Annotated in this window: 6 protein-coding genes and 1 pseudogene; 1 reads left to right on the forward strand and 6 read right to left on the reverse strand. The window is 67.8% G+C overall.

Features of this window, described 5'->3' with window-relative positions:
* Both WA317_RS06200 and grcC1 read right to left on the reverse strand, forming a co-directional pair.
* Nucleotides 1-191: pseudogene (locus tag WA317_RS06200) on the reverse strand (protease HtpX); the annotation flags it as partial.
* Between the two features lie 82 nt (nucleotides 192-273).
* Nucleotides 274-1,281, reverse strand: coding sequence for a nonaprenyl/(2E,6E)-farnesyl/geranylgeranyl diphosphat synthase (gene grcC1 / locus WA317_RS06205; protein ID WP_425172202.1), 1,008 nt, complete (start codon nucleotides 1,279-1,281; stop codon nucleotides 274-276).
* Nucleotides 1,282-1,302: 21 nt separating this feature from the next.
* On the opposite strand from grcC1, the gene menJ reads away from it, so the two are divergent.
* Complete coding sequence (gene menJ, locus WA317_RS06210) at nucleotides 1,303-2,532, forward strand: menaquinone reductase (protein WP_425172203.1); 1,230 nt, start codon at nucleotides 1,303-1,305, stop codon at nucleotides 2,530-2,532.
* Here menJ and WA317_RS06215 read toward each other — a convergent pair.
* From WA317_RS06215 to WA317_RS06230, 4 genes are all read right to left on the reverse strand, one after another.
* Complete coding sequence (locus WA317_RS06215) at nucleotides 2,525-3,229, reverse strand: demethylmenaquinone methyltransferase (protein WP_425172204.1); 705 nt, start codon at nucleotides 3,227-3,229, stop codon at nucleotides 2,525-2,527. The genes menJ and WA317_RS06215 overlap by 8 nt on opposite strands.
* Nucleotides 3,230-3,333: 104 nt before the next feature.
* A complete protein-coding gene (locus WA317_RS06220; protein ID WP_425172205.1) occupies nucleotides 3,334-4,461 on the reverse strand; it encodes a glycosyltransferase family 4 protein in 1,128 nt (375 codons plus the stop codon).
* A 12-nt stretch (nucleotides 4,462-4,473) separates the two neighbouring features.
* Nucleotides 4,474-5,013 (reverse strand): DUF3592 domain-containing protein, encoded by a 540-nt coding sequence (locus WA317_RS06225; protein WP_425172207.1) that lies wholly within the window; start codon nucleotides 5,011-5,013, stop codon nucleotides 4,474-4,476.
* Nucleotides 5,014-5,047: 34 nt separating this feature from the next.
* On the reverse strand, nucleotides 5,048-5,572 hold a 525-nt coding region (locus tag WA317_RS06230; RefSeq protein ID WP_425172206.1), incomplete at its 5' end, for a thiamine pyrophosphate-binding protein.

Below are 5,572 nucleotides of genomic sequence, written 5' to 3' on the forward strand. Positions count from 1 at the left end.
TGTGCATGCATGGCGCGCAGCGCCAGCTTGTCACTGTTGAAGTAGGTGTAGACGTTGATGCCGATGGCGAACAGCATTGCCAAGAACAACGCCGTTTTGCCGAACAACCCTCCGACGAACACGATCACCGTCGACATGCCGACCAACAGCGCAAACGTCTTGAGCCGATTGGCATGCGGATGCCAGGTCATCGAAGTCCTCCTCGCGAACGCTCGGGCTTCTGCTTAGGCCCGGTCTGATGAATCAACGCCTGAGACGATCCGCTCGGTTCCACTATCCATGGCGGGTAATGGTGTAGTCGACCAGCGACGCCAGCGCGTGGCGGCCGGGCAGATCGGGCAACTGGGCCAGCTCCTCGCGGGCCAGGGCCGCATAACGCATCACCGTGTCCTTGGCTCTGGCCATGCCCGCCGATGCCCGCAGCAGCGTCAGCGCTTCGGCCACCACCGCGTCGTCGTGGATGGGACCGGCCAGGAGTTCCCGCAGCCGGTCGACGTCCGGCCCAGTACCGTTCAAGGCGAACAGCACCGGCAGGGTCTGCACGCCCTCGCGCAGGTCTGTTCCGGGCACCTTGCCAGACTCGTCGGGTTCGCTGTCGATGTCGATGATGTCGTCAGAGATCTGAAACGCGGTGCCCACGATGCCGCCCAGCCGGCCCAGCCGCTCCACCTGCTGCTCGTCCGCGCCCGAGAACGTCGCACCGAAGCGGCCCGCCGCGGCGATCAGACAGGCGGTCTTCTCGTGCACCACCTTCAAGTAGTGCTCGATGGAGTCCATCCCCTCGGCGGCGCCGCGAGTTTCGCGCATCTGTCCGGTCACCAGCTGAGCGAACGTCTCGGCGATCAACCGCACCGCGTCCGGCCCCAGCTGCGCCACCAACCGCGAGGCCGTCGCGAACAGATAGTCGCCGGCCAGGATGGCGATGCTGTTGCCCCAGCGCACATTGGCACTCGGTGCGCCGCGACGCACCCCAGCCTCGTCCATCACGTCGTCGTGGTAGAGCGTCGCCAGATGCACCAGTTCGATGACAGCTCCGGCGACAGTCACCTCACGAGCCTGCGGGTTGGGCCCGAGTTGCGCCGACAACACCGTGAACAGCGGCCGGAACCGCTTGCCGCCCGCCTGGAACAGATGCAGCACCGCCTCGGTGAGCAGGTCGTCGCTGTCGCGCAGCTCGGTTTCCATCAACTGCTCGATCCGGCCGACCCCGTCGCGGACGCTTGCGGCGAAATGGGCGTCGCCGAAGTCGACGCCCGCCACCACACTCGCTGGGGTCCCCACCCGACCAACATACTGGGGAGTGTGCACAGTAGAGCCGATGTGGTGGTCGTGGGCGCCGGCCCGGCCGGATCAGCGGCGGCCGCCTGGGCCGCCCGCACGGGCCACGATGTGCTGGTCATTGACTCGGCAAGCTTCCCCCGTGACAAAGCCTGCGGCGACGGCCTGACGCCGCGCGCGGTTGCCGAGCTGGAGCGGCTGGGCCTGACCGACTGGCTGGACGTCCACATCCGCCACCGCGGCTTGCAGATGAGCGGGTTCGGCAGCGACGTGCAGGTTGACTGGCCCGGCCCGTCGTTCCCGTCGACTGGCAGTGCGGTGCCCCGCCTGGAGCTGGACGACCGGATCCGCAAAGTGGCCGAAGATGCCGGTGCACGGATGCTGCTCGGCACGAAAGCCTCTGCTGTTCATCATGATTCAGTTGGACGGGTAACTTCTGTGCTGCTGGCCGACGGGTCCGAGGTGAGCTGCCGTGGGCTGATTGTCGCCGACGGGGCGCGGTCAACACTGGGCCGCAAGCTGGGCCGCCGATGGCATCAGGAGACAGTGTTCGGCGTGGCGGCCCGCGGTTACCTGACGTCGCCGCGCGGCGACGAGCCCTGGCTGACGTCACACCTGGAGCTGCGCTCACCCGACGGGGCGGTGCTGCCCGGTTACGGCTGGATCTTCCCGCTGGGCAACGGGGAGGTGAATATCGGTGTCGGAGCCCTGTCGACCGCGAAACGACCCGCCGGTCTGGCGCTTCGACCGTTGATGTCGTTCTACACCGACTTACGGCGCGACGAGTGGGGCTTCGACGGGCAGCCGCGGGCGGTGTCCTCAGCGCTGCTGCCGATGGGTGGGGCGGTATCCGGGGTGGCCGGACCGAACTGGGTGCTGATCGGCGACGCCGCGGCCTGCGTCAACCCGCTCAACGGCGAAGGCATCGACTATGGGCTGGAAACCGGGCGGCTCGCCGTCGAACTGCTGGCGTCCAGTGACTTGTCCGACCTTTCGCTGGCGTGGCCGCGCCTGCTGCAGCGTCACTACGGACGCGGATTTTCCATCGCCCGACGGCTGGCGCTGCTGCTGACTTTCCCGCGGTTCCTGCCCGCCACTGGGCCGATCGCGATGCGTTCGTCTGCGCTGATGAGCGTCGCCGTGCGGGTGATGGGCAACCTGGTGACCGACGACGATGTCGACATGGTGGCGCGGGTGTGGCGCGGGGGCGGACGTGCGTCGAGGCTGCTGGACCGCCGAAAGCCGTTCAGCTGACCGTTGACTCGTGTGGCTTGTACGCCGCGTGCAGCGCGACGATGCCGCCGCTGAGGTTTCGCCACCGAACCGCCGACCAGCCGGTGCCCGCGATCTGCCGGGCCAGCGCCGGCTGGTCGGGCCAGGCGCGAATCGATTCCGCCAGATAGACGTACGCGTCGGGATTGCTCGACACCGCTCGCGCCACCCGCGGCAGCGCCCGCATCAGGTACTCCTTGTACACGTTGGCGAACACCGCATTGGTCGGTGTGGAGAATTCGCACACCACCAACCGCCCGCCTGCCCGGGTCACCCGGGCCATCTCACGCAGCGCGGCTTGCGGTTCGGAGACGTTGCGCAATCCGAAACTGATGGTGACCGCGTCGAAAACATCGTCGCCGAAGGGTAATCGGGTGGCGTCACCAGCGACCTTGGGCAGCATCCGCCCAGCACCTGCCGCCAACATCCCGACCGAGAAATCGGCCGCCACGCACCACGCCCGGGACTTGGCCAGCTCCGCCGTCGACACCGCTGTCCCCGCCGCCAAGTCGAGCACTTTCTCGCCGGGCTCCGGCCGCAAGGCCGACCGGGTGGCCCGCCGCCAGTACCGGTCCCGCCCCAGCGACAGCACCGTATTGGTCAGGTCGTAACGGCGCGCGACGCCGTCGAACATCGACGCTACGTCGCGGGGATCCTTTCCCAGGGTCGCGCGGCTCACCGCGCTGACGCTACCGCCCGACGACGATGCGGGCCGTAACGGCCCGGGAGGGGGGTACCCCCAGCCGCGTAGCGGTGAGGGGGCGTGTCGGGCAATCGGCTCGGTCACGCCGCGGCGGCCCGCCGCCTCCCTTGCACCGCCTCATAGTGTTCGAGCAGCTGGTCGCAGATGGCGGGCCAGCTGCGCTCGAGAACACTGCGCCGGGCGGCCGGCGAATACCGCGGCCGTTCGTCGATCAGATGTGCCACCGCGTCCGGTAGCCGCGCCTCGAACTCCCCGACGGGCAGCAGCAGCCCGGTACGCCACGAGGTGACCAGGTCGCGTGGCCCGCCGGCATCGGGGGCGATGACCGGCAGCCCTGACGCCAAGGCTTCCTGCACCGCTTGACAGAAGGTTTCGTGCTCACCGGTGTGCACGAACACGTCCATGCTGGCATACGCCGCAGACAGCTCGGCACCGTAAAGGGCACCGGTGAAAACTGCTGTCGGGATTGCGCTTCGCAACCTGGCGCGCTCGATTCCGTCGCCGACGATGACGAGTTGCACCGCGCTGTTGCGCGCCAGCACCGCCAACCGCTTCACCTGCTTCTCCGGAGCCAGGCGGCCGACGAAGCCGACGATCGGCTTGCCGTCCGGTGACCATCGCCGCCGAAGCGCCTCGTCACGCGCCGACGGCGCGAACCCCAGCATGTCGACGCCGCGCGGCCAGTGATGGACTCGCGGAACACGATGCGCAGCAAGGTCTTCCATCGCTGACGTGGACGGCGCCAAGGTTCGGTCGGCGAAGCTGTGCAGACGGCGCGTCCACGCCCACGCGGCGCGTGAGGCGACCCCGATGCCGTAGCACGCGGCGAATCCCGCCACGTCGGTCTGAAAAACCGCGACCGATGGCACGCCGAGACGACGAGCGGCCAGCACTCCCCCGTAGCCGAGCAGCGCCGGTGACGCGAGATGCACTACGTCGGGGTCGAATCCCCGAAGAACCCGCAGCATCTGGGGTGTGGGCACGCCGAGCGGCAGCGAGGTCACCTTCGGAAACATCCGCGAAGGTGCCCGGTGCACCCGGATGCCGTCGTGAATCCGGTCGGCCCGCGGCTCACCCGGCGGCGTGTCGGGTGCGATCACCAACGCTTCGTGGCCGGTGCGGCGCAGATGCTCGAGCACCCGCACCACGGAATTGCTGACGCCGTTGACATGCGGGAGAAACGACTCCGCGACGATCGCAACGCGCACACCACTACGATGTCAGTGCTGTTTGTCGCCAAGGTTGCCGTCGGGCATACGTCGGCTGAAATCTGGCATCAGCAGTCGTTTCTCCAGCACCGCGATACCCAGCAGCAATGCACCGGCCACTAACCAGCCCGCCACGGCGATCGATCCGGCCGGAATGATCGCCAACTCGGCGTTGCGGTTCTGCACCCGGACCAGGTTGGGATTTTTCTTGTCGTATTCGACGTAAATCCGCATCCCAGCGGATAATTCCGACGGATACAGCACGCCGAGTTCGGGTCGATAGGTAACGCGGTCCGGTGTGACGAACTCGATCGTGGAGCGCCTCGGCCCCGCGCTCAGCACTTCGGCCGGCGCCACCCCCATATCGCGCTGAATGGCCAGGTCGTTGCGCCAGGCGCCGGCCACCAGCAGCACCGATTGCATTGTCACCAGGACCGCTATGACCAGGATGCCGATCCGGATCCAGCGCAGGATGCGCCGTGAGCGGGTGTCGGGCAGATCGCCGTTGCGGCCGTGAATCAGCACGCGCCACAACCTTTTCAGCGCTTCCATGGATTCCGGCGACTTCACGGCACCCATCGGCGCCTCAGAGCGCGGCTTTGATGGCGGCATGCAATTGGCGCAGTGAGGACCGATCGGCTTTGACTTCCAGGACCCGCATACCGGTGTTCGGCTCGTCAAGAGCGGCGCCGAGGTCGTCGACCTCGATTTGTCGGCTGTCGACATGGTAGGCGCGACACAAAGCGCCCACATCCACGTCGTGCGGGGTGCCGAAGATGCGGGACGACACGTCGGAGAACCGGGGGTCACCCTGCTCGAGCAGTTCGAAGATGCCGCCGCCGTTGTCGTTGGACACCACGATCGTCAGGTGTTGCGGGGTCGGCTCGGTGGGCCCGATCAGCAGGCCGGAGCTGTCGTGGACGAAGGTCAGGTCACCGATCAGCGCGACGGTGCGTGCGCACGCGTCGCTTCCGGCCACCCGCTCATGCCCGAGGGCCGCTCCGATCGCGGTGGAGACGGTGCCGTCGATGCCGGCGACGCCGCGGTTGGACCGCACGCGGATGCCGCGCGGGTTGAAGCCGACCAGCGCCGCGTCGCGCACCGGGTTGGA

The organism is Mycobacterium sp., from assembly GCF_049802695.1.
Lineage (GTDB): Bacteria > Actinomycetota > Actinomycetes > Mycobacteriales > Mycobacteriaceae > Mycobacterium.

Excerpts from the sequence above, each read along its gene's own strand:
- WA317_RS06225 (WP_425172207.1), bottom strand. The coding sequence starts at position 5,013 with ATGGAAGCGCTGAAAAGGTTGTGGCGCGTGCTGATTCACGGCCGCAAC.